Genomic DNA, 18201 nt, shown 5'->3' on the forward strand with positions numbered 1-18201 from the left:
TAATCCCTCCTAAGCTACAGGCGCGCTTGAGCGCTCGATATTGACCAGAAACGCCTTGAACTCCGGCGTCTCGATATTCGCGTCGCCGACGAAAGGTGTCAGCGAGTTCGGGCCGAAGCCCTTGCGGGCGGCACCCATGAAGCCCCAATGGAGCGGGATGCCCACTACATGCACCGTCTTGCCGTCGCAGATGAGCGGCTTGATGCGCTTGGTCACCACGGCCTTGGCCTTGACCGAACCGCGCTTCGACCACACGCGCACCCAGTCGCCCTTGGCAATGCCCTTTTCCTTCGCCAGCTCTTCGGAGATTTCCACGAAGAACTCGGGCTGCAGAACGGCATTCACCGTGACGTGCTTCGTCCAGTAGTGGAAATGCTCGGTCAAGCGGTAGGAGGTCGCCGCATAAGGGAACTCCTCCGAGGCCGTTTCCGCGAACTGCTTGAAGTCGTCGTTGAAAACGCGCGCCACCGGATTACCCCGGATTTTCGGTGCGATCACATTGGCGAGCGGCGATTCAAACGGCTCGTAATGGGCCGGGAACGGACCGTCGCGCATCATGCCGCGGCAGAACAGACGCGAGGAGCCTTCCGCATTCATGATGAACGGACCGACCTCTTCCGGCTTGGCGGTCGGCGCAATGTCCGGCACGTCATAGCCTGTCCATTTCGAACCGTCCCATTCTATGAGCTTGCGGCTCGGATCCCACGGCTTGCCGTTGAGGTCGGCAGAGGCGCGGTTATAGAGAATGCGACGGTTTGCAGGCCATGCCCACGACCAGTTGAGATAGGCGCCGGTCTCATCCGGATCATGATTGTCGCGGCGCGCCATATTATTGCCAGCCTCGGTGAAGCAGCCGGAATAAATCCAGCAGCCCGATGCCGTCGAACCATCGTCGCGCAGCGCCGCGAAGCCGGACAGAAGCTTGCCCGCCTCGGCAACAACCTTGGTCGGATCGGTCGGGTCGGTCACCGTGGAAAGAGCACGACCGTTCAGTTCCTTGGCCAGTTCTTCCGCCGTCGGCTCGCCTTCGTCCTTATAATCCCAGACGAGATTGAGGATCGGATCGGGGAAGGCCCCGCCTTCCTTGCTATAAAGCCCCTTCAGCCGCAAATATATCTGCGCCATGATCCAGTTGTCGGTCTTCGCGTCGCCGGGCGGCGTAGCACCAGGCCAGTGCCATTGCAGCCAGCGCCCGGAATTGGTGAGCGAACCCTCATCCTCTGCGAAGCAGGTGGATGGCAGCTGGAACACTTCCGTCTGGATGGAAGCCGAATCCACGTCGTTATATTCACCGTGGTTTTCCCAGAAACGCGAGGTTTCCGTTTCCAGCGGGTCCATCGTCACGAGGAATTTCAGCTTCGACAAAGCATCGGTCAGCTTCTTGCGGTTCGGCACAGCCATCAGCGGGTTGAACCCCTGACAGACATAGCCGTTGACCTTGCCTTCATGCATCATATCGAAAATACGAAGCATATCGTAATTCGGCACATCGAGCTTCGGCAGCCAGTCATAAACGAAGTCATTTTCGACGGTCGCGGCACTGCCCCACATCGCCTTCTGGAAACTGACGAAGAACTTGCGATAGTTCTGCCAGTAGCTCGTCTGGTTCGGGCGCAGCGGCTTGAAACCGCGTGTCGACATATAGATTTCGAGATCGGTTTCCTTTTCGACCGGGATGTTCATGTAGCCCGGCAGAAGATTGGACATCAGGCCGATATCGGTCAGTCCCTGAATGTTGGAGTGACCGCGCAGCGCATTCATGCCGCCACCGCGCACGCCGATATTGCCGAGGATGAGCTGCAGCATCGCCATGCAGCGAATATTCTGCGACCCCTTGGAATGCTGCGTCCAGCCGAGCGCATACATCGACGTCATCGTCTTGTCCGGCGCCGAGCATTCGGACATCATCTCGGCCACTTTCAGGAATTTCTCCTTTGGCGTACCGCAGATGCGTTCCACCATTTCCGGCGTGAAGATCGAAACGTGCTGCTTCAGGAGATTCCAAACGCAACGCGGATTCTGCAATGTATCGTCGATGACTGCATAGCCGTCATCGCCAATCACATAATCCCAGCTCGAACGATCATAGTCGCGCTTTTCCTCGTCATAGCCGGTAAACAGCCCGTCCTTGTATTCGAAGCCATCCTTGATGATGTAGCTGGCATTGGTGAAATGCTTCACATAATCCCACTGCACCTTATCATTCTGGATGCAGTAGTTGATGACGCCGAGCAGGAAGGCGATATCCGATCCCTGCCGGATAGGCGCGTAGAAATCCGCCACAGACGCCGTGCGCGTGAAACGCGGATCGACGACGATCAGCTTGGCGCCACGATTGGCCTTGGCCTCCGTCACCCATTTGAAGCCGCACGGATGCGCTTCCGCAGCATTGCCGCCCATGACGACGACGAGATCGGTGTTCTTGATATCGGTCCAGGAGTTGGTCATTGCTCCGCGGCCAAATGTTGGGGCGAGACTCGCCACCGTTGGGCCGTGTCAGACGCGTGCCTGGTTATCGAATGCTACTATGCCTGTGCTGCGCACCACCTTGTAGGTGAGAAACGCCGTTTCGTTGGTGGTCGCCGAAGCTGCGAGGAAACCCGTCGAGGTCCAGCGGTTGACCGTTGTGCCGGCCGCATTCTTCGCGATGAAGTTGGCATCGCGGTCGTCTTTCAGATGCCGCGCGATGCGGTCGAGCGCATCTTCCCAGGAAATCTGCTTGAACTCGGATGAACCCGGCTCGCGCACCTGCGGATATTGCAGGCGGGTCTTCGCCTTGACGAAATCCTTCAGCGCCGCGCCCTTCGGGCAAAGCGTGCCGCGATTGGTCGGGTGATCCGTGTCGCCTTCGACATGGATCAGTTCGGCCTTCTCGTTCTTCCTGACGTCACCCTTGGAGTAAAGAATGACGCCGCAGGCGACCGAGCAGTAAGGGCAGGTGTTTCGGGTTTCGGTCGTGTTCGTCAGCTTGAAGGGGCGGATGGATTCGGCATAGGCGCTTTCCACCGCACCAAAACCGAAGGACCCAAGCGCCGAAGCCGCCACTACCGCCCCCGTTCCGCCCAGAAACTGGCGGCGTGAGAGCTCCACATTCATTGCGCTGCACCTCCCTGATCGTCAGAAGAAAAATGCCGAAGCATATTCTTCTTTAAATTGGACTTGCCTGACCATCAGTTCACCGCAATAAAACCAAGTTGTCAACCGAACAGCAGGCTAAAAAATTTAATAATAAAGCACATTTATCAATAACATGACTTTCTTTGTCAGGTATTATTACATAGGCATTGTCACAAGAATGACTTGAAAGAGTGCAGACTGATTGACGTTCCTGTGCAAAAACGCCAAACTAACATCGTGGCTTCTTTTGTTGCTCCCGAGTTTCGGGGCCTGAATTTTGAGTGGCTCTTGCCTCGCGTCGGCTTCCTTGACCCGATGCGACGGTGTTTTGCGACCCTCAGCTCAGCCTCATTTCAATCGGGCAAAGCCGCATCCAGATTTCCTGCAATCATTGCATACCTACCGCTTTCCGGACCGAAGGCGGGCGGAACGATTTTTCTCGCGCAATTGCAACAAGAACAATTCAAAGCAAAAAGGGGATCGTCATGAACCGTCGGGAACTTCTTAAATCCGGTGCGGCTTGCGCCGCCTTCAGCATGCTGCCGAATTTTGCGTCTGCGGCCAACAACACATTCGCGCCGCAGCCGTCGGGCTGGCGCAGCTTCGAGATCACCACCAGCGTTACGCCTGCCGCTTCAGGAGAAGTCATTCGTGTCTGGGTTCCGATGGCGGGGTTCAATGGCAACGACTGGAACCGTCCCGAAGGCAATCGCTGGACGACAAACGCCAAGGTCGCGCGGCTCGACCGCGATCCGGCCAGCGGCACCGGCCTGCTTTACCTCGAATGGGACGCAAACGAAGCGAAACCGCAAGCCGAAATCATCAGCCTCATCTCCACCCGCGACCGTGCAAGCAATCTCGATGCCTCGGCAAAGGCCGTACCGCTGACCCGCGCGGAACGCGAACGCTATCTGGCCGGAACGCGCCTTGCGCCCGTCGATGGCATCGTCAAACAGACGTCCGACAAGATCGTTGCGGGTGCGGACACCGATGAGGAGAAGGCACGCCTGATCTATGATTGGGTCGTCGCCAACACCTACCGGCGCGCCTCGACACGCGGCTGCGGTGACGGCAATATCGTCGCCATGCTCGACAGCGGCGATCTCGGCGGCAAATGCGCCGACATCAATCCGCTGTTTGTCGCTCTGGTCAGGGCAGCCGGAATTCCGGCCCGCGACCTCTATGGCGTGCGCGTTGCGCCTTCCGCCTTCGGCTACAAGAGCCTTGGCGCGAAGAACGAAGTCATCACCAAGGCCCAGCACTGCCGCGCCGAAATCTATCTCGACGGCATTGGCTGGGTCGCGACCGATCCGGCGGATGTGCGCAAGGTGATGCTGGAAGAGGAAAAGGACGGGCTGACCGCCGACGATCCGCGTGTCATGGCCGTGCGGCAAAAGCTATTCGGTTCATGGGAAGGCAACTGGATCGCCTTCAATGATGGCAGCGATATCGCCTTGCCCTCCGCGCAAGGGCCGGAACTCGGCTTCCTGATGTATCCGCAGGCCGAAGTCGCCAGCGCCCGTCTTGATTGTCTCGATGCGGATGCTTTCCGCTACGCGATGACAGCACGCGAAACAACGATATAAATTTTGAGGACATCATGGATATCGCATCGCCTATTCGTCTCAGCACGCTTGCCCATGGTGGCGGTTGCGGTTGCAAGCTTGCTCCGGCCGTTTTGCAGGACCTGCTGTCGGACCAGCCGGTCATGCAGCCTTTCAGCCAACTTCTCGTCGGAACGGAAACCGGCGACGATGCCGCTGTCTGGCAACTGGATGACGAAAATTGCGTGATCGCCACCACGGATTTCTTCATGCCGATGGTGGACGATCCGTTGGATTTCGGACGTATCGCAGCCACCAATGCGATATCCGATGTTTATGCCATGGGCGGAACGCCGATCATGGCGCTGGCGATCCTCGGCATGCCGGTGAACAAGATGCCCGCCGAAATGATCCGCGAAATCCTGAAAGGCGGCTCCAGCATCTGTGCTGAAGCCGGCATTCCGGTTGCGGGTGGGCATTCCATCGACGCGCCGGAACCGATCTACGGATTGGCGGTCATCGGCACTTGCAGGCTTTCCAGCCTGCGCAAGAACAGCGGCGCACGCGCCGGAGACACGCTGATCCTGACCAAGGCAATCGGTGTCGGCATATACTCTGCTGCCTTCAAGAAGCAGGAACTCGACAGCGCCGGTTATGATGAAATGATGGCGTCCGTCACGCTTCTGAACCGGGTTGGCGCCGAACTTGGCAAGGATGATGCCGTTCATGCTGTCACCGACGTCACCGGCTTCGGCATTCTCGGCCATGCGCTCGAAATGGCTCGCGGTTCGAATGCAGGCGTTACCCTTGATTGTGCCGCTCTCCCCTTTCTCAAGCAGGCCGAACGACTGACGCAAGCCGGTTTCGTGACCGGAGCTTCCACCCGCAACTGGGCAAGCTACGGCCATGAGGTGCGGCTTCCGGACGATTATCCGCTCTGGAAACAGCAATTGCTGACTGACCCGCAGACATCCGGCGGCCTTCTCGTATCCTGTGCGCCGGAGGAAGCCGTAAGGCTTTTGAATAGTATTCGCGCCGCCGGTTATCCATCTGCCAGCATCATCGGAACGGTGACGGATGATAAGGGCCACGTGACGGTGACAGGCTGAAAACTGTGGAGAGCACTCATCAACAACTCGCTTGCCGATTGGGCTGTTCCCCACTGGAAATCGCCGCCATGAGGCGATAAAGGCAACAGGATAATATTTTCCAGAGGGACATCATGGGCTATTTTCCAAGTTGGCGTTTGACATCAAACGCCGTCGTGCTTCCTGACGAGCGCCTGCCAGCCGCCGCCGCCATACCGATGGGCGTGCAGCATCTTCTTGCAATGTCCGGCTCGACTATCGTAGCGCCATTGCTGATGGGTTTCGATCCCAATGTGGCCGTCTTCTTCTCCGGTATCGGCACGCTTCTGTTCTTCGTGCTGACGGCAGGCCGAGTGCCAAGCTATCTCGGTTCGTCCTTCGCATTCATCGCGGTCGTGATCGCCGCAACCGGCTATGGCGGCACCGGCCCCAATCCCAACATCGCCATCGCGCTCGGCGGCATCATCGCCTGCGGCGCGCTCTATGCCTTTATCGGCCTTGTGGTCATGGCCATCGGCACGGGCTGGGTCGAAAGGCTGATGCCTCCGGTCGTCACCGGCGCCATCGGCGTTTCCATCGGTCTCAACCTTGCGCCGGTCGCTGTCGGCCAGTTGAAGGGAAGCGGCACGCATATAACCATCGCGCTGCTCACCGTTCTCTGCATGGGGATGATCGCCGCCTATGGACCGCGTGGAACGAAGCGCCTGTCCGTGCTCTTCGCGCTGCTGTTCGGCTATCTGCTGGTCCTGATCCTCGGCAACGGCCTCGACATCGTGCCCGGCATCGATTTCACCGCCGTCAGCAACGCAGCCTGGTTCGGCCTACCGCATTTCACCACGCCTGAATTCAACTGGCAGGCGATCACCCTCATCGCGCCGGTCGCTGTCGTGCTGGTGGCGGAAAATCTCGGCCATATCAAAGCGCTCGGCTCGATCACCGGCCAGAACATGGACCGTTATATCGGCCGCGGCTTCCTCGGCGATGGCCTTGCGACCATGATCTCCGGTTCGGGCGGCGGCACAGGTGTGACCACCTATGCTGAAAACATCGGCGTCATGGCGATGACCAAGGTTTATTCGACACTGATCTTCGTGATTGCTGCCATCATGGCGCTGATCCTCGGCATGTCACCGAAATTCGGCGCGATCCTGCAGACGATCCCGGCCCCGGTTCTCGCAGGTCTTGCTGTTTCGGTGTTCGGCCTGATCGCCTCTGCCATGGCGCGCATCTGGATCGTCAACAAGGTAGACTTCGCGGATTCCCGCAACCTCTTCACCGCCGGTGTGGCGCTCATTTTCGGCGCTGGCGACTTCACGCTGACGATCGGCGATTTCGCCCTTGGCGGCATTGCGACGTCAACGCTGGCGGCCCTCGTCTTCTACCAGCTGCTCGGTATCGGCCGTAGCGATAAGCCAGCGGCATAAGAAACAATAAGGAGCGGGTGTTGGTCCCGCTCCTTCCATGCCGAAGCAATTCTTACTTGATCGACATCAATTACTATATTTCTATATCCGTCTATGTCTGAGAATGAAGATCATCCGGATGAGACGGGCTCATGATATCAGACCTCTTCGAACATAACCGGCAATGGGCGGCGGAAAAGCGCCAGGAAGACCCTGAATATTTCAGCCGCCTGTCATCAATGCAGCGTCCGGAATATCTCTGGATCGGATGTTCGGACAGCCGCGTTCCGGCCAATGTCGTCACCGGATTGCAGCCGGGTGAGGTGTTCGTACACCGCAACGTCGCCAACCTCGTTCATCGCGCCGATCTCAACCTGCTATCAGTGCTTGAATTTGCCGTCGAAGTGCTGGAGATCAAACACATCATCGTCTGCGGCCATTATGGATGCGGTGGCGTGCGTGCCGCCATGGCCGGTTATGGTCACGGCATCATCGACAACTGGCTCCAGCCGGTTCGCGATATCGCGCAGGCGAATGAACTGGAACTGGACGGCTTTACCGATCCCGAAGAACGCCTGAACAGGCTTTGCGAACTGACCGTCGCCTCGCAGGTGGAAAGCCTGTCGCGCACGCCGGTTCTGCAATCAGCCTGGAAGCAGAACAAGGATATCGTCGTGCACGGGTGGATTTACGGCCTCAAGGACGGCCTGTTGCGTGACCTTCAATGCGACTGCACGAAAAGCGTGCTGCATTTTTCCTGTCAGCCGGCGGGATGATCCGCAAGCAGCTTTTCTGCCCGGACGCGCATGTCCGGTTCGAGTTCGGCTGAGCGCCGCACAAGCTTGTCGAAACAAACCGTAGTCGTCTCGTTAACCGCGCGCAGTTCGCCGTCCAGCGAACCCACCATCATCTGGCGAAAGGTGAGCGACGAGCGCCCGATTTTCAGCACATGTGAACGGATCGTCAGCAGGTCTCCGGCTGGCACTTCCTGTTTATATTCGGTTGTCGAGCGCACGTCCGCCCAACCAAAACCGTCATCGGGAATTTTCCCGCCAATGTGGCCCAAAAGCTGAAAGCTCGCATCATCGAACATCCCGGCATAATGCCGGACGTTCATGTGTCCCATGACATCGCACATCCACGGATGCGCGACGCCGACAAAGGTAACAAGACCGCTCATCGCGCCACCGACTGATAGCCGCCCAGAAACGCCGTGAGGTTATCGCCCAGCGCGTCGCAGAGATAGCCGCCTTCCTGCACGATGACGGTTGGCAGCCGAAGCTTTGCGATTGCTTCTGCAATGCGGCCGAAACCACCGGTGGTGACCGACAATCCGCCGAACGGATCGCCTTCAAACGGATCGAGGCCAAGCGCCACCACCAGCGCATCCGGCGCGAAGGCTTCGATACGGCGGAAGGCCGCATCGAGTGACGCAAGGAACTCAGCATCGCCCGATTTGCGCGGCAGCGGCAGGTTGAGATTGTAGCCAAGCCCCGCGCCCTCGCCGCGCTCATCGGCATGGCCCCAGAAAAACGGATAGAAGCGCACCGGATCGGCATGGATCGAGACGGTCAGCACGTCGGGGCGAGCATAGAATATGCCCTGCGTGCCGTTGCCGTGATGCAGATCGACGTCGAGGATCGCCACGCGCTCGGCTTTCGAACGCAGGCGCTGGGCCGCGACCGCCGAATTGTTGACGAAGCAGAAGCCGCCCGCTACATCGGCAAAGGCATGATGCCCCGGCGGACGGCAGAGCGCATAGGCCGCGACCTCGCCGCCAAGTACCGCATCGGCGGCATCGACCGCGCTCCATGCGCTCCAGCACACGCTTTCCCATGTATGCTCGGCTATCGGGCAAGCCGTATCGGCCATGTGATAGCCGACCTGCCCCACGGCAGACGCCGGATAACGGCCATCACGCGCCAGCGGGTGGATGTTCGGGATTACCTCTTCTGACGCCTCCTCGATGCGCCGCCAACGAGCATAAATATGCTGCAGGAATTCGAGATATTCCGGCGTATGCACGGCTGCAATCGTGCCAAGGCCATGATTTTGCGGACGGATGATCTCGTAGCCTGCGGCCTTCGCACCGGCGAGCAGGCGCTCAACACGTTCCGGCTGTTCGGGGTTCGGCTGCGGCGCACCGCTGGAAAGAAAGGCTTTCGGGTCGTGACGCTTCTGCTCGACAGCGTAAAAGGCTTTCATGATTACTCCTTAGTTTTATTGATGCGCGCCAGACGGGCGAAATCATCGCCATAGGCTCCGTGATCGCGGTCGGTTTCGATCCAGCCGATACCCAGCCGGTCATAAAATCTCTGCGCTGCGACATTGTCCTGGTCCACGGCAAGCCGCAGATAGACACCGCCGCGCGCCATCGACCAGGAGGAGACATGGCGCAAAAGCACCTCACCGATCCCCCTTCCGCGAAAAGCTTCATCGACATAGAGGTCCTGCACGTAGACGCCGGGTTTGCCCAACCATGTCGAGAAGATCAGGAAGAACAGGGCCAGCCCGGCAAACCTATCGTCCACCTCAGCGATCAGGCTGGTAAAAGCCGCATATGGACCGAAGCCATAACGGCGGAAATCCTCAACTGTGCTGGTGATTTTGCCCGCAGCGCCAAGTCCCTCCCCCATCGTGCAGATTGCTGCGTGAATCTGTTCGGCATCGGCAAGCTCGCCAAGCCGGACCACAACGCCTGTTTTGCTGTCCAACACGATCTTCGGCATCAGATCATTTCCTGGTTTACGCATGTCTTTATCTCGTCGTAGCGGGGTCAGAAATCAGTCCAGTGGACTGATTTTCCCGCGGAAGCGGTTCCCACTTTCGCGAGACATGCTCTAGTGGTCTGATTCCAACATTTGCATCCCTCGGCTCAAGCGCTGAACAAATGCTGGAATCGAAAAGACCACTAGCAAGTATATGTATCTAGTGGATTTTTCGAATTTGACGTTTGAAACAGCATATGTGTCAGCCGGGATTCAAACTTCAAATTCAATCCACTAGAACGCCACCCTGTCTCCACCTTTGAGGCCCAGATATTCACGCGCCTCGTCGGGCGTCGCAACTTCCAGCGACAGGCCATCGAGGATGCCGCGGATGCGACGAACCTGATCTGCATTGCTCTTGGCAAGCTGGCCGCGCCCGTCATAGAGGCTATCTTCCAGCCCGACGCGAACATTGCCGCCCATGGCAGCCGCCATGGTAATCATCGGAATCTGATGCCGCCCAGCTGCCAGCACGGAGAAGGAATAATCGTCGCCGAACAGCTTGTCGGCGATCCGCTTCATATGCATGAGATTGTCCGGGTCGGCACCGATGCCGCCCAGCACGCCGAAGACGAACTGGATGAACAGATGACCGGACACCAGCCCCCGGTCGCGGAAATGCGCCAGCGAATAGAGATGGCCGACATCGTAGCATTCGAACTCGAAGCACGTGTCGCAGCCCTGCCCGAGACTGGTCAGAATGCCTTCCATATCCGCAAAAGTGTTCTTGAATATCGAATGGCGGGTAGCCTCCAGCAGTTCCGGCTCCCACGCATATTTCCACTCGCGCGGCTTGTCGAGCGCCGGAAACAACGCGAAATTCATCGAACCCATATTGAGCGAACACATTTCCGGTTGCGCTTTAAGCGGCGCGGCCAGCCGGTCTTCCAGCGTCATCAGCGACGAGCCGCCAGTGGAAATATTCACCACCGCCGCCGTCGATTGCTTGATGCGCGGCAGGAACTGCATGAACAGGTCCGGATTGGCGGACGGCCTGCCGTCGCGCGGATCGCGGGCGTGGAGATGCAGGATGGATGCGCCCGCTTCCGCCGCTGCAATGGCTTCGCTCGCAATTTCGTCCGGCGTCACCGGCAGATGCGGCGACATAGTCGGCGTATGCACGGAGCCCGTTACTGCGCAGGTGATGATCACCTTGCGACGCGTTTTCTTCTTGTCGGTCATGATCCGGTTTCCTTAAGCATTCAAAGGCAGGCTGAGTTCACGTGCCAGAACCTCCAGCGTATCGCCGAGGATGGCGGTGATCTCGCCGACCTGTTCGCGGCTCACGATCATGGGCGGGCAGACGAGGAAATGATCGCCTTCGACGCCGCCGCGTGTGCGGCGCGAATAGATGATCAGTCCGCGTTCATAGGCGAGATCGACCATGCGCTGATGGGCGTTCAGTTCCTTCGGCAGGGGCTTCATGGTTTCTGGATCGGACACGAATTCCGCTGCCAGCAGCAAGCCCTTGCCGCGCACATCGCCGATGAAGGGAAAGCGTTTTGCAAGCCCTTCCAATTCGCCCTTCAGAGCGTCGCCCATACGGGCAGCGTTGCCGACCAGATCAAGGCGATCAATCTCCTGCAGCACCGCCTTGCCCGCTGCGCAGGCCAGCGGATTGCCGGCATAGGTGAAGCCATGTAGGAAGCCGCCCGCATCCAGAACCGGCTGCACGATACAGGCTGGTGCCGCCATCGCGCCAAGCGGGCAATAGCCGGAGGCAAAGCCCTTGGAAAGCGCGATGAGGTCGGGCTTGCAATTCCAGTGGTCGCCGCCGAGAAACTTGCCGGTACGCCCGGCGCCGCTCATCACCTCGTCATGGATCAGCAGGATCCCATAACGGTCGCAGATTTCGCGGATACGCGGATAATAGCTGTCGGGCGCGACCAGCGCGCCGGTGGACGCCCCACCGATCGGCTCCATGATGAAGGCGAGCACGCTTTCAGGGCCTTCTTCCTGAATCTTCTCCTCCAGCATGTCGGCATATTTCTGGCCGCGCTGTTCCATCGTGAGATTGTCCCGGTCGAGATAGGCGGTCGGTGCCGGAACTTTCGGCATTTCGCGCATGATGGGCGCGAAGGGCTCACTCAAAGCCGCATAGCCGGTGACAGCCAGAGCGCCAAGCGTGCCGCCGTGATAGGATGGAAAACGCGAGATCACTTTCCAGCGCTTGCCCTGCCCGGTCGCGACCGCCCACTGGCGGGCGAGCTTGATGCAGGATTCAACCGCTTCCGAGCCGCCGGAAACAAAGAAAATCTTGTCCAGACCTTCCGGCATACGCTCGGCGGCCATCCGTGCCAGATCTTCCGCCGGTTCGTTTTCGAAATGCAGGCGATAGGCGAAGGTCACGCGGTCCATCTGCTCTTTCATGGCATCGAGCACGTTGCGATTGCCGTGGCCGATATTGACCACCATCGCGCCGCTCGACCCGTCGATGACGCGGCGTCCATCCTGATCCCAGATGTAGATGCCCTCGGCACGATCCACCAGCGGCCTGCGCAGGCGCGACTGGTAGAAAAGATGCGATGTCGGGCGTTCATTCTGTGCATTTGTTTTGAGCATGGCGTTACTCTGTCAGCGCTTGAGATATTGGTTGAGAACATTGGCGGTCACACGCTCGACCATGCGGTCGCCGCGTTTGAGAGCCGCTACCCACTCGCAGCTTCCGGCGTGGAAGACCTCGCCCTTGCCGCGCGGGAAATTGACGATCATGCCGCAGCCGCGCTTGATGCGTTCGACGGATGCATCCCCATTGTCGCCGATCAGCGTGTCGGCCACGAATTTGGCATCGGCGTCCGAAAGGAACTGATCGTCGGCTGGAATGTCCGCGCTCTCCTCCTTGAGAGACGACATGCCGAGCGCCAGAATCTGCAACCCGTCGGGCGCGCCGCTGCCTTCTTCCGGCTCCGGCAGTCCGCCCCGGATCACATAGTCGAGCCCGTCGACCTCATAGCCGAAGGCGTGACCATCCGCGCCGAGAAGATCGCCGTAATAGATGCCGGTGCCAGCAAAGGCCCAGTGTTCGGGGCGATAGACTGGGAAACCGCGCACGCCGCGCGGGGCGCAACCGCCCCAGCCCACATAAAGCCCGCGCAGTGCGTTGAGCCCGAATGTCTCCGCTGCGGGCCGTCCGGTTTCTTTCGCTTCCCAGCAGCCGCTGGTGCGGCGCGGATCGGCGGAGCGATAGACCGGGTCTTCGGCGCGGGCGCGATATTTGTAGCAGGTCTGGCGCTTGCCGTTGTCCTCAAGCCGTGTCTGCCACATGAAATTGCCCGCGAAACGCGCCGCACGACCGCCGCCATCGACATAATGATCAACGGCATCGCGCATTTCCCACGTCCAGTATTCGTCGTGACCGACAAAGGCCACGCAATCATAACCGTCGAGGATTTCCGGCGAAAAATGCAGCTCGTGCTGGCTGGCGAGATCAACCGCATAACCTTCCCGCTCGGCCCAGCGGAAGAACAGGCTGTCATAGCTTGCCCAGCCGGAAGAGGTATATTTCTTGGAATAGCCATTGGCATAGGCCCATTCCATATGCGGATAGCGCGGCGGCGCGGCAGGCGGCGTCACAAATTCCAACGGCACGCGAGGCGCGTCGGATGGCAGGACAACAAAGCCACGACAGAACGGGCGCTCGATGCTCACCGTTGTTGCATATTGATCGCCATTTTGCCCGGTAATGCCCTGATAATGGTTGGAACCGCCCCAGGTATTATAGGCGGTCCATGTGCCGGTCGCGGCGACCTGCAGGATACGTCCGGGCTTGCGGCCCGCCGCAGGACGCAGGATGAACAGGTGATGGCAATGGATCGGCTGTCCGTCATTGCCATGCGCCTTCAGCGTGATGCGATAAGCGCCGGAAGGCCAGTTTTCATCCGTCCTGAAGGCAAATGTCGTTTCCCAGCCGCAGCCAACAACCGAACATTGCGCCGGTGTTTCCTGCCATTTGCAGTCGATCCCGCGTTTGGAGAAGACCGGTGTTTCCACCGCCCCGTCCCGCACGATTTCGATATCGAAACGCGAGGCGGTCGCACTCACCTGCAGATGGACGGTCGCGCCCGGCAAATAGGAATAGGCATCGGTGTAGCACCAGATTTCGCCGCGCGGCCCGTCCATGCCGGGATATTCGTAATAATGGCCAAGGACTGCTTCGCGACGCTGCGCCGGGGTCAGCCCGAAATCAGGGAACTCGTTAACGTTTCTCTCGCTCATGCCGACACCTCACGCAGCCAGATATTTCTTGAGGAAAGAGCGGGTGCGCTCCTGCACCGGATTGCTCAGAATCTGATCCGGCGGTCCTTCTTCCACCACCACGCCGCCATCCATGAACAGGATGCGGTCGGCGACCTCGCCTGCAAAACGCATCTCATGCGTGACGATCAGCATCGTCATATGTTCGGCGGCAAGCTGCTTCATGACCGCATTGACTTCATCCACCAGCTCGGGATCGAGCGCCGAAGTGGCCTCGTCGAACAGCATCACCTTGGGCTGCATGGCGAGCGCACGCGCAATAGCCACACGCTGCTTCTGCCCGCCCGACAAGCGCGAGGGGTAGACGTCGATCTTGTCGGCAAGCCCCACCTTCGACAGAAGCTCCAGCGCCAGCGTGCGTGCCGCATCCTTGCCCAGGCCTTTGAGCTTGATCGGGCCGAGCGTGATGTTTTCGAGCACCGTCAGATGCGGGAACAGGTTGAAGTGCTGGAATACCATGCCCATCTGCTGGCGCACCGCGTTGATGTGCTTTTCAAACGCCTGCCCCGTCAGCGGCTGGTTGACCTGCACGCCATCGAGCCAGACTTCGCCGCCATTCAGCGTTTCCAGATGATTGATCGAACGCAACAATGTGCTCTTGCCGGAACCGCTGGGGCCGATGATCGCCACGATCTGGCCGCGCGCCACCGAAAGGTCGATGCCTTTCAGCACTTCCAGCTCACCATAGGCTTTGCGGGCGCCCTTCACTTCGACCATCGGTTTTGCGGCTTTGGGGCTGCTCATCGCGTGACCTCCACTTTTCTTTCAATGCGTCGCAAACCGGCCTCAAGGACGAGATTGACCACGTAGTAGATAGCCGCGACGGTGATATAGAATTCGAATGGGCTGAAGGTTTCGCTGATGGCAAGCTGGGCGCTATGCACCAACTCGGCAATGCCGATGATCGAAACCAGCGACGTATCCTTCAAAAGAACGATCATGTTGTTGCCAATCGGCGGGATCGTGTTGCGGATCGCCTGTGGAATGACGACATAGCGCAAAGCCTGACCGTGGCTGAAACCGATGGAACGGGCGCCTTCCATCTGACCCGGATCGACCGCCACGATGCCTGCCCGGATGATATCGGCATTATAGACGGCAAAGTGCAGGCTAAGGCCGATAATGCCGGCACCAAGGGCGGGAATATTGATGCCGATCTGTACCAGCCCGAAATAGATCAGGAACAGTTGCAGCAGAAGCGGCGTTCCCATGAACAGCCACATGAAAAACCGTACCGGCCAGGCAAGTATGGCAGGCGCATAAAGCACCACCAGCGCAAATGCGATGCCGAATACGAAGCTTAAGAACGCCGATGCAACGGTCAGAACAAGCGTCCACCACAGTCCGGTCAAAAGCAGATCCGTATAGGGAGTGACGATGCTGAAATCGAGAGCCTGCATCCAGTCCTCCCTCACTGCGCCGCGAAGCGTTTGTCGAGAAAATCGACCCCGCGCGCCATGACATAGATGATGATCATGTAGAGAACGGCAGCAACGCCGAAAATCTCGAACGGCTTGTAGGTCGAACCAATGAAACGCTGCGCCGTATAGGTCAGTTCAACCACCGAAATCGTAGAGACCAGCGCCGAGCCTTTCAAAAGAGCAATGGCGTTGACGCCGAGCGGGCGGATCATGAGGCGAGCCGCCTGCGGCAGCACAACGAGCCGCATGGTCTGGCCGCGCCCGAAGCCGATGGAGCGCGCCGCTTCGCTTTGCCCGCGGTCCACGCTCTGAATCGCGCCACGGATCGATTCCGACATATAGGCCCCGATGTTCAGCCCGAGCCCGATGACGCCAGCGGCAAACGGTTCCAGATTGATGCCGATCTGCGGACCGCCGAAATAGAGGATAAAGAGCTGGACAAGGCAGGGCGTACCGCGAAAAACGCTGACATAGGCGATTGCAAATCCCCGCAGAATGGGTGAGCGGGACAGGCGCGCCGCCACAAGTGTTGCAGCCACCGCAAGGCCCAGGATGAGGGCCAGCGCAGAAATTTGCACAGTTACCCATGCCGCCTCCAGAAAAAACGGGAGGACGCGCTGCATCAACGCAAAATCCATCGGAAAACTCCGGTCAATCGGTGCTCAACCGGCCCGGACATATGCCGGGCCGGGATGACGTATCAGCGAATGTCGCTGCCGACCCATTGCATCGAGATCTTCTCGTAGGTGCCGTCGGCCATGATCTCATCGAGAGCCTTCTGCATGGCAGCCTTCAGCTCCGGATTATTCTTGCGGATGGCGATGCCGATGGCGACGCTGCCGCCTTCAATGTCCGGCGTATCGAGCTTGCGGACCTTCTGGCCGGTTTCCTTGATCGCCACCATGACCGGGATGTTGTCGACAACGATGGCGTCAACACGACCCGAATTCAGTTCGAGCATGAGTTCCGGCAGGCCCTTATAGGTGCGAATGGTCCAACCGCCCTGTTCGCGCGCCCACTTCTCATGGGTTTCACCAAGCGTCACGCCCAGCGTCTTGCCCTTGAGATCGTCGAGCTTCTGAACGGCGGAGTCTTCCTTCACGAAAACCGCGCGACCTGCATGATAATACGGTCCCACGAAGTCCACCGCCTTCTCGCGCTCCGGCGTGATCGTCATGGAACCGACGACCGTATCGAACTTGCCCGCCCGAAGACCGGCAACGATGCCATCCCAGGCCGTGGTGATGAGCTGCGGCTTCAACTGCATACGCTCGGCAATCGCCGAACCGATGGAAGCGTCGAAGCCCACGACTTCGTTCTTCTCATTGACGAAATTGAACGGCGGGTACTGGCCGCTCATGGCGATCTTCAGTTCGCCCGATGCCTTGATCTTTTCAAGATCATCCGCCTGTGCGGGCGCAATCGCAAAAACTGCTGTGGCAGCAATCGCGGCAGCGGCAATGAAACCCGTGAATTTGTTAAACATGCTGTTCCCGACTTCCTCTTAATTGTTTTTCTGAGGCTATTTGATGCCTCTCAATATTCATGATTGCTTTTATGGATGCATTTCGCAAATAGATAATGGGAATGGATTGCATAGATTTCATGAATGGATAAAACCATGTCGCTGCATCGCCCCGAGCGTCTGGTCTGGGATCTGGACTGGAACCTTCTGCGTAGTTTCGTGGTGATCGCCGAAGTCAAAAGCATCACCCGCGCCGCCGAGCGCCTCAACCTCAAACAGCCAAGTGTAAGCAATGCACTGCGCCGGCTGGAAGACCGCATCGGCCAGCGGCTGGTGGAGCGTGACGCCACGCATTTCGAGCTGACCGAAGTTGGCAAACTGCTCTATGAACAGAGCATCGAAGTCTTCGGTGCCATTTCACAATTGCCGCAATTGGTGCGCGGCGTCGGTGACGATGTGACTGGCCATGTCACCATTTCAGTCGCCAGCCACATTGTTTCGCCCATTTTCGATCAAGCGCTTGCGCTTTTTCACGAACAGCATCCCCGCGCAACACTGACGATCAACGTATCCGCCAGCACCGAAGTCGCCCGGCTGGTGCGCGAGAAGCGCGCCTCTTTCGGTCTGGGACTGGTGAGCAATCGCGATCCGGCGCTGGATTACACCATGGTCTATCGGGAGTTCTTCGGCTTTTTTTGCGGACCCCGCCACCGCATGTTCGGCCAGTCGGGGCTGACGCTTGCCGATCTGAAGGGAGAACCATCGGTATCGTTCCAGACCGATCATATTGCCGACGCGCTGCGCCCTGTGGCCCTGCTGCGCAGTGAAGCGCGGCTTTCGCCGGATGTCGTCGGCACCTCGTCGAGCCTTGAAGAAGTGCGCCGGATGATTATCACCGGTCTTGGTATCGGCCCGCTTCCGCTGCATGTAGCGCGGCGCGAGATCGACGACGGTGTTCTCTGGCGTCTGCCACCTTACGATAACCCGCCGGCAATCGATGTTTTCTTGATCCACAATCCGGAAACCAATCTCAACAAGGCCGAAAAGGCCATGCTGGCCGGGCTGAAGGGATTGATCGCTTCCACACCGCTGGAAGAGCGTATTTACGGCGATTGACGAGCGGGAATTACCCGCTCGTCCC

The 18201-nt window shown here is 58.8% G+C and carries 16 protein-coding genes; 5 read left to right on the forward strand and 11 right to left on the reverse strand.

Features of this window, described 5'->3' with window-relative positions:
- Nucleotides 1-9: 9 nt before the first annotated feature.
- Nucleotides 10-3096: a formate dehydrogenase-N subunit alpha gene (fdnG, locus tag HWX93_RS19575; RefSeq protein ID WP_109988100.1), complete on the reverse strand. Its 3087-nt coding sequence runs from the start codon at nucleotides 3094-3096 to the stop codon at nucleotides 10-12.
- 506 nt (nucleotides 3097-3602) lie between these two features.
- On the opposite strand from fdnG, the gene HWX93_RS19580 reads away from it, so the two are divergent.
- From HWX93_RS19580 to can, 4 genes are all read left to right on the forward strand, one after another.
- Entirely contained in the window at nucleotides 3603-4703 is a 1101-nt protein-coding gene (locus HWX93_RS19580; RefSeq protein WP_176038419.1) for a transglutaminase-like domain-containing protein, read from the forward strand.
- 14 nt (nucleotides 4704-4717) lie between these two features.
- Entirely contained in the window at nucleotides 4718-5770 is a 1053-nt protein-coding gene (gene selD / locus HWX93_RS19585; protein WP_176038420.1) for a selenide, water dikinase SelD, read from the forward strand.
- A 113-nt stretch (nucleotides 5771-5883) separates the two neighbouring features.
- A complete protein-coding gene (locus HWX93_RS19590) occupies nucleotides 5884-7173 on the forward strand; it encodes a solute carrier family 23 protein (protein ID WP_176038421.1) in 1290 nt (429 codons plus the stop codon).
- A 131-nt stretch (nucleotides 7174-7304) separates the two neighbouring features.
- Nucleotides 7305-7928, forward strand: a complete 624-nt coding sequence (gene can, locus HWX93_RS19595; RefSeq protein ID WP_176038422.1) for a carbonate dehydratase — start codon at nucleotides 7305-7307, stop codon at nucleotides 7926-7928.
- On the opposite strand, the gene HWX93_RS19600 is transcribed toward can, so the two are convergent.
- The 10 genes from HWX93_RS19600 to HWX93_RS19645 form a co-directional block, all read right to left on the reverse strand.
- Entirely contained in the window at nucleotides 7913-8332 is a 420-nt protein-coding gene (locus HWX93_RS19600; protein WP_176038423.1) for an acyl-CoA thioesterase, read from the reverse strand. The genes can and HWX93_RS19600 overlap by 16 nt on opposite strands.
- Complete coding sequence (locus tag HWX93_RS19605) at nucleotides 8329-9357, reverse strand: histone deacetylase family protein (protein ID WP_176038424.1); 1029 nt, start codon at nucleotides 9355-9357, stop codon at nucleotides 8329-8331. Before HWX93_RS19605 ends, HWX93_RS19600 begins: the two co-directional genes overlap by 4 nt.
- Nucleotides 9358-9359: 2 nt before the next feature.
- Complete coding sequence (locus tag HWX93_RS19610; protein ID WP_176038435.1) at nucleotides 9360-9881, reverse strand: GNAT family N-acetyltransferase; 522 nt, start codon at nucleotides 9879-9881, stop codon at nucleotides 9360-9362.
- A 273-nt stretch (nucleotides 9882-10154) separates the two neighbouring features.
- Nucleotides 10155-11102 carry a 3-keto-5-aminohexanoate cleavage protein gene (locus HWX93_RS19615; protein ID WP_176038425.1) on the reverse strand — a complete coding sequence of 316 codons (948 nt, stop codon included), beginning with the start codon at nucleotides 11100-11102 and terminating at the stop codon, nucleotides 10155-10157.
- 12 nt (nucleotides 11103-11114) lie between these two features.
- Nucleotides 11115-12482: an aspartate aminotransferase family protein gene (locus tag HWX93_RS19620; protein ID WP_176038426.1), complete on the reverse strand. Its 1368-nt coding sequence runs from the start codon at nucleotides 12480-12482 to the stop codon at nucleotides 11115-11117.
- Between the two features lie 12 nt (nucleotides 12483-12494).
- Nucleotides 12495-14135: a N,N-dimethylformamidase beta subunit family domain-containing protein gene (locus tag HWX93_RS19625; RefSeq protein WP_176038427.1), complete on the reverse strand. Its 1641-nt coding sequence runs from the start codon at nucleotides 14133-14135 to the stop codon at nucleotides 12495-12497.
- 9 nt (nucleotides 14136-14144) lie between these two features.
- Nucleotides 14145-14891, reverse strand: a complete 747-nt coding sequence (locus HWX93_RS19630; protein WP_109988130.1) for an amino acid ABC transporter ATP-binding protein — start codon at nucleotides 14889-14891, stop codon at nucleotides 14145-14147.
- 23 nt (nucleotides 14892-14914) lie between these two features.
- Nucleotides 14915-15574, reverse strand: a complete 660-nt coding sequence (locus HWX93_RS19635) for an amino acid ABC transporter permease (RefSeq protein WP_109988111.1) — start codon at nucleotides 15572-15574, stop codon at nucleotides 14915-14917.
- A gap of 11 nt (nucleotides 15575-15585) precedes the next feature.
- The gene (locus HWX93_RS19640) at nucleotides 15586-16233 is read right to left on the reverse strand and encodes an amino acid ABC transporter permease (protein ID WP_109988112.1); all 648 of its coding nucleotides are present in this window, start codon (nucleotides 16231-16233) and stop codon (nucleotides 15586-15588) included.
- A gap of 62 nt (nucleotides 16234-16295) precedes the next feature.
- On the reverse strand, nucleotides 16296-17081 hold the full coding sequence (locus HWX93_RS19645) for an ABC transporter substrate-binding protein (protein WP_109988113.1): 786 nt from the start codon (nucleotides 17079-17081) through the stop codon (nucleotides 16296-16298).
- Nucleotides 17082-17216: 135 nt separating this feature from the next.
- Between HWX93_RS19645 and HWX93_RS19650 the strand changes: the two genes are divergently transcribed.
- Nucleotides 17217-18176 (forward strand): LysR family transcriptional regulator, encoded by a 960-nt coding sequence (locus HWX93_RS19650; protein ID WP_176038428.1) that lies wholly within the window; start codon nucleotides 17217-17219, stop codon nucleotides 18174-18176.
- Nucleotides 18177-18201 lie beyond the last annotated feature (25 nt).

This window comes from Brucella tritici (assembly GCF_902825325.1).
In the GTDB taxonomy this organism is placed as follows: Bacteria; Pseudomonadota; Alphaproteobacteria; order Rhizobiales; family Rhizobiaceae; genus Brucella.

Bases quoted from the DNA above. Each gene is read 5' to 3' on its own strand.
- HWX93_RS19580 (WP_176038419.1), top strand. From the start codon at position 3,603: ATGAACCGTCGGGAACTTCTTAAATCCGGTGCGGCTTGCGCCGCCTTC.
- selD (WP_176038420.1), top strand. From the start codon at position 4,718: ATGGATATCGCATCGCCTATTCGTCTCAGCACGCTTGCCCATGGTGGC.
- HWX93_RS19590 (WP_176038421.1), top strand. From the start codon at position 5,884: ATGGGCTATTTTCCAAGTTGGCGTTTGACATCAAACGCCGTCGTGCTT.
- can (WP_176038422.1), top strand. From the start codon at position 7,305: ATGATATCAGACCTCTTCGAACATAACCGGCAATGGGCGGCGGAAAAG.
- HWX93_RS19600 (WP_176038423.1), bottom strand. From the start codon at position 8,332: ATGAGCGGTCTTGTTACCTTTGTCGGCGTCGCGCATCCGTGGATGTGC.
- HWX93_RS19605 (WP_176038424.1), bottom strand. From the start codon at position 9,357: ATGAAAGCCTTTTACGCTGTCGAGCAGAAGCGTCACGACCCGAAAGCC.
- HWX93_RS19610 (WP_176038435.1), bottom strand. From the start codon at position 9,881: ATGCCGAAGATCGTGTTGGACAGCAAAACAGGCGTTGTGGTCCGGCTT.
- HWX93_RS19615 (WP_176038425.1), bottom strand. From the start codon at position 11,102: ATGACCGACAAGAAGAAAACGCGTCGCAAGGTGATCATCACCTGCGCA.
- HWX93_RS19620 (WP_176038426.1), bottom strand. From the start codon at position 12,482: ATGCTCAAAACAAATGCACAGAATGAACGCCCGACATCGCATCTTTTC.
- HWX93_RS19625 (WP_176038427.1), bottom strand. From the start codon at position 14,135: ATGAGCGAGAGAAACGTTAACGAGTTCCCTGATTTCGGGCTGACCCCG.
- HWX93_RS19630 (WP_109988130.1), bottom strand. From the start codon at position 14,891: ATGGTCGAAGTGAAGGGCGCCCGCAAAGCCTATGGTGAGCTGGAAGTG.
- HWX93_RS19635 (WP_109988111.1), bottom strand. From the start codon at position 15,574: ATGCAGGCTCTCGATTTCAGCATCGTCACTCCCTATACGGATCTGCTT.
- HWX93_RS19640 (WP_109988112.1), bottom strand. From the start codon at position 16,233: ATGGATTTTGCGTTGATGCAGCGCGTCCTCCCGTTTTTTCTGGAGGCG.
- HWX93_RS19645 (WP_109988113.1), bottom strand. From the start codon at position 17,081: ATGTTTAACAAATTCACGGGTTTCATTGCCGCTGCCGCGATTGCTGCC.
- HWX93_RS19650 (WP_176038428.1), top strand. From the start codon at position 17,217: ATGTCGCTGCATCGCCCCGAGCGTCTGGTCTGGGATCTGGACTGGAAC.